We start from the raw sequence: 4,772 nt of genomic DNA, 5'->3' as shown, positions 1-4,772 counted from the left end.
CCGTGGCCCAGGCCCGCGCCGAGGCCGAGGCCCGCACCCGCGCCCAGGCCGCGGCCGAGGAACGCGCCGCCCGCGCCCGCCGCCAGGAATACAAGCCGCCCGAGATCGACAACGAGCCCGAGATCGCCGCCGGCGCGCTCGGCAAGGGCGCGACCTCGGCCACCGTCGCCAAATCCGCGACCCAGCGCCGCGGCATGGATACCGGCCGCACCACCATCATCGGCATCATCGGCGCCGGCCAGGCCAGCCGCGCGCTGATCCGCCTGCGCAGCGGCAAGGTGGTGACGGTGCGCCTGGGCGACCGCATCGACGGCGGCACCATCAATTCGATCGGCAACGGCCGGCTGACCTATGTGAAATCCGGCCGCACCCACGAATTGCGGATGCTGGACGGCCGCTGATGGAGACATTCCTGCTGATCGCCACTGTCTACCTGATGACAATGGTGATCGCCGTGCCGCTGTCGGCGCGGCTGGGGCTGGGCTCGGTGCTGGGCTATCTGGTCTCGGGCATCGTCATCGGCCCGGTGCTGGGCATCGCCGGCAGCGCCGGCGAAATGGCCGACCTGCAGCATTTCGCCGAATTCGGCGTGGTGATGATGCTGTTCCTGATCGGCCTGGAACTGGAGCCGCAGGCGCTGTGGCAGATGCGCAAGCGCCTGCTGGGCCTGGCCAGCATGCAGATCCTCGGCACGGTGGCGCTGCTGGCGCTGGCCGCCATGGCGCTGAACCAGGACTGGCATATCGCGGTCACGCTGGGGATGATCCTGTCGCTCAGCTCGACCGCCATCGTGCTGCAGACGCTCAGCGAGAAAGCGCTGATGCAGACGCCGGGCGGACGCAGCGCCTTTGCCGTGTTGCTGACCCAGGACATCGCGGTGATCCCGATGCTGGCGCTGATGCCGCTTCTGGCGACCCGCGCCCCGATCGCCGATGCCGAGGAGCATATCGGCGAGGCCTTCATGCATGGGCTGCCCGGCTGGGCGGCGGCGCTGGTCACGCTGGGCGCGGTGGCGGCGGTGGTGCTGATCGGGCAATATCTGATCCGGCCGCTGTTCCGCTGGGTCTATGCGGCGCGGCTGAACGAGCTCGACACCGCCGTGGCGCTGCTGATCGTGGTGGGCATCGCCTCGCTGATGGAATTCGTCGGCCTGTCGCCGGCGCTCGGAACCTTCCTGGCCGGGGTGATGCTGGCGGGGTCCGAGTTCCGCCACGAGCTCGAAGGCCAGATCGCGCCCTTCAAGGGCCTGCTGCTGGGCCTGTTCTTCATCACCGTCGGCGCCGGCATGGATTTCCAGCTGTTTCTCGAGCGGCCGGTGACGGTGCTGGGCGTCACCGTGGTGATCATCGCCATCAAGGCGCTGGTGCTGCACCTGATCGCCCGGCTGACCGGCCTGCGCGGCCGCGACCGCACGCTGTTCACCCTGTCGCTGGCGCAGGCGGGCGAGTTCGGCTTCGTGCTGATCTCCTATGCCGTGTCGCTGGCGATCCTGCCGCGCGCCCTGGCGCAGGGCTTCCTGCTGGTCATCGCGCTGTCGATGCTGGCGACGCCGCTGCTGTTCATCCTGTCGGACTTCATCTCGCGCCGCATCGCCGAGGAACGCGCCAGCGACATCGCCGACGAGATCGAGGAGCAGCAGCCGATCATCATCGCCGGGGTCGGCCGCTTCGGCCAGGTGCTGAACCGGCTGGTCACCATGTCCGGCTTCAAGACCACGGTGCTCGACCATGACCTCGAGGTGATCCAGCTCATGCGCCGCTTCGGCTTCAAGGGCTATTTCGGCGACCCGACCCGCCCCGAGATCCTGACCGCGGCCGGGCTCGACAAGGCCCGGGTGCTGGTCGCGGCGCTGGACGATCCCGAGGCCAACCTGCGGCTGATCCGCTACGCCAAGGAAAAGCGCCCCGACATCGTGGTGATCGCCCGCGCCCGCGACCGGGTGAACGTGTTCCAGCTCTATGCCGCCCGCGCCGACCATATCGTGCGCGAGACCTTCGACAGCTCGCTGCGCGCCGGCCGCTATGTGCTGGAAAACCTCGGCCTCTCGCCCTACGAGGCCTCCGAGCTCGAGCGCATCTTCTACCGCATGGACCGCGCGCATCTGCGCCAGCTCGCCGAGGTCTGGAAGCCCGGCGTGCCGATGGAGGAGAATCGCGACTACATGACCCTGACCCGCGACCTGAACCGCCAGCTTGAAAACGTGCTGATGGAGCGCTTCGCGCATGGTCCGAGCGCCGCCCCCATCGCCGCCGAGCAGGACGAGGTGCCCGAACACGGCCTGGCGGCCCGCCCCGGCCGGCCCGGCGGGCGCTGAACCGGCCGGCGCCGGCCAGCGTCCCGGCCGCGATGGGGTATTTGGAAAACGGTGAACATGACGGGGCCGGCCCCGCCCGGCGCGGCCGGGGGGCCGTCGCATCGGAGCATTCGGGGAAAGCCGCAATGCGGCCGGGCGGATCGGGGGGCCCCGGCTTCGTCGTTGCGCAGATACCCAGGGTCGCCGCGCCACGGGCCGGGCCTTGCCGGGCGGGCGCCAAGCCCCTAAAAGGCGGGGCAACCTTGCCAGGGAAAATGCCATGCTCGACCATCTGACCTATACCGCCCCGGAACCGAAGACCATTCAGGGTGCGAAACAGGACTGGGAACTGGTCATCGGGCTGGAGGTCCATGCCCAGGTCGCCTCGAACGCCAAGCTGTTCTCGGGCGCCTCGACCGGTTTCGGGGCCGAGCCGAACAGCCATGTCGCCTTCGTCGACGCCGCCATGCCGGGGATGCTGCCGGTGATCAACGAATTCTGCGTGGCGCAGGCGGTCAAGACCGGCCTCGGCCTCAAGGCGGCGATCAACCTGCGTTCGGCCTTCGACCGCAAGAATTATTTTTATCCCGACCTGCCGCAGGGCTACCAGATCAGCCAGCTCTATCACCCGATCGTCGGCGAGGGCGAGGTGATCGTGGACATGGCCCCCGGCATCGCCCGTCGCGTCCGCATCGAGCGCATCCACCTGGAACAGGATGCCGGCAAGTCGATCCACGACATGGACCCGAACATGAGCTTCGTGGACCTGAACCGCACCGGCGTCGCGCTGATGGAGATCGTCTCGCGTCCCGACATCCGCGGTCCCGAGGAGGCGGCGGCCTATGTCGCCAAGCTGCGCCAGATCATGCGCTATCTGGGCACCTGCGACGGCAACATGCAGAACGGCAGCCTGCGCGCCGACGTGAACGTCTCGGTCTGCGCCCCCGGCGCCTATGAGCGTTACCAGGAGACCCAGGATTTCAGCCATCTTGGCACCCGCTGCGAGATCAAGAACATGAACTCGCTGCGCTTCATCCAGCAGGCCATCGAATACGAGGCCCGCCGCCAGATTGCCATCATCGAGGATGGCGGCAAGGTGGTGCAGGAAACCCGGCTCTACGACCCCGACCGCGGCGAGACCCGCTCGATGCGCTCGAAAGAGGAAGCCCACGACTACCGCTATTTCCCCGACCCCGACCTGCTGCCGCTCGAGATCGAGCAGGGCTGGGTGGACGGCATCGCCGCCGTCATGCCGGAACTGCCCGACGAGAAGAAGGCGCGCTTCGTCAAGGAACTCGGCCTGTCGGAATACGATGCCGGCGTGCTGACCGCCGAGGTGGAAAGCGCCGACTATTTCGAACAGGTGGCCGCCGGCCGCGACGGCAAGATGGCGGCGAACTGGGTCATCAACGAGCTGTTCGGCCGGTTGAACAAGGAAGGCCTGACGGTCGAGACGGCGCCGGTTTCCGCCGCCCAGCTCGGCGGGGTGATCGACCTGATCGGTTCGGGGGCGATCTCGGGCAAGATCGCCAAGGATCTGTTCGAGATCCTCTGGACCGAGGGCGGCGACCCGGCCGGGATCGTGGAAGCGCGCGGCATGAAGCAGGTCACCGACCTCGGCGCCATCGAGGCGGCGGTGGACGAGATCATTGCCGCGAACCCGGCGCAGGTGGAAAAGGCCAAGGCCAATCCCAAGCTGGCCGGCTGGTTCGTCGGCCAGGTGCTGAAGGCCACCGGCGGCAAGGCCAACCCGGCGGCGGTGAACGAACTGGTGGCGAAGAAGCTGGGCGGCTGACGGGCGTCCCGCCTGCCGCGGCCGGTCCCGTCCTGCGGGGCCGGTGTTCGACGGCCGGTGTACGCCCGGTGTACGGTCCGTGCATGCCGGTCACCGCGAAAACCCCGGCATTTGCCGGTGTTTTTCCCGCCGCTCCCGAATTTGTGCGGCCCGCAACGCGCGCCGGCGTTGCGCGGCCCGCTTCCCTTGGCAGGCCATCTCGCCTAACCTCCGGGTCAAAGGAAAGGCATCCGCATGAGCAGCTACGAATACACCGTCATCCCCGCACCCGCCCGCGGCGAAAAGAGCCGGGGCGCGAAATCCGGGATCGAGCGCTTCGCCGCCACCCTGACCGATGTGCTGAACGACATGGCCCGCGACGGCTGGGACTATGTCCGGGCCGAGACCTTGCCGGCCGAGGAACGCTCGGGCCTGACCAGCCGCACCACGGTCTATCACAACCTGCTGATCTTCCGCCGCGCCCTGGCCGCGCCGGGCCGACAGCAGCTTCCCCTGCCTGCTACCGCGGCCGACCCGCAGCCCGCCGCCGCGGAACCTGCCGCAGCAGAACCCGCAGCCGCGGAAACCCCGGCCGATGCCGGCCAGCAACCGGCGCGCGGCCCCTTCAGCCAGCCGATGCGGGCCACGCCCAAGCCCGCGCCGCTGGCCGCGCCCGGCAACCATAGCCGCGCCCGCGCCGCCGAG

At 68.9% G+C, this 4,772-nt stretch carries 3 protein-coding genes and 1 pseudogene; all 4 read left to right on the top strand.

The window, feature by feature from the left end:
- Positions 1-401 (top strand): annotated as a pseudogene (locus tag ACFOMP_RS10780) (hypothetical protein); the annotation flags it as partial.
- Positions 401-2,314, top strand: a complete 1,914-nt coding sequence (locus ACFOMP_RS10775) for a monovalent cation:proton antiporter-2 (CPA2) family protein (RefSeq protein WP_289895669.1) — start codon at positions 401-403, stop codon at positions 2,312-2,314. The pseudogene ACFOMP_RS10780 and the gene ACFOMP_RS10775, both read left to right, overlap by 1 nt.
- Before the next feature lie 259 nt (positions 2,315-2,573).
- The gene (gatB, locus tag ACFOMP_RS10770; protein WP_379030295.1) at positions 2,574-4,088 is read left to right on the top strand and encodes an Asp-tRNA(Asn)/Glu-tRNA(Gln) amidotransferase subunit GatB; all 1,515 of its coding nucleotides are present in this window, start codon (positions 2,574-2,576) and stop codon (positions 4,086-4,088) included.
- A 234-nt stretch (positions 4,089-4,322) separates the two neighbouring features.
- Positions 4,323-4,772 (top strand): DUF4177 domain-containing protein (locus ACFOMP_RS10765; protein ID WP_379030292.1); only part of this gene is annotated, 450 nt, incomplete at its 3' end.

Origin of the sequence: Paracoccus simplex, assembly GCF_042648325.1 — a bacterium.
Lineage (GTDB): Bacteria > Pseudomonadota > Alphaproteobacteria > Rhodobacterales > Rhodobacteraceae > Paracoccus > Paracoccus simplex.
The sequence above is the reverse complement of the archived record's forward strand: the minus strand, read 5'-3'. Positions and strand labels throughout refer to the sequence as shown.

Coding starts and splice junctions, on each gene's coding strand:
- ACFOMP_RS10775 (WP_289895669.1), top strand. CDS start 401: ATGGAGACATTCCTGCTGATCGCCACTGTCTACCTGATGACAATGGTG.
- gatB (WP_379030295.1), top strand. CDS start 2,574: ATGCTCGACCATCTGACCTATACCGCCCCGGAACCGAAGACCATTCAG.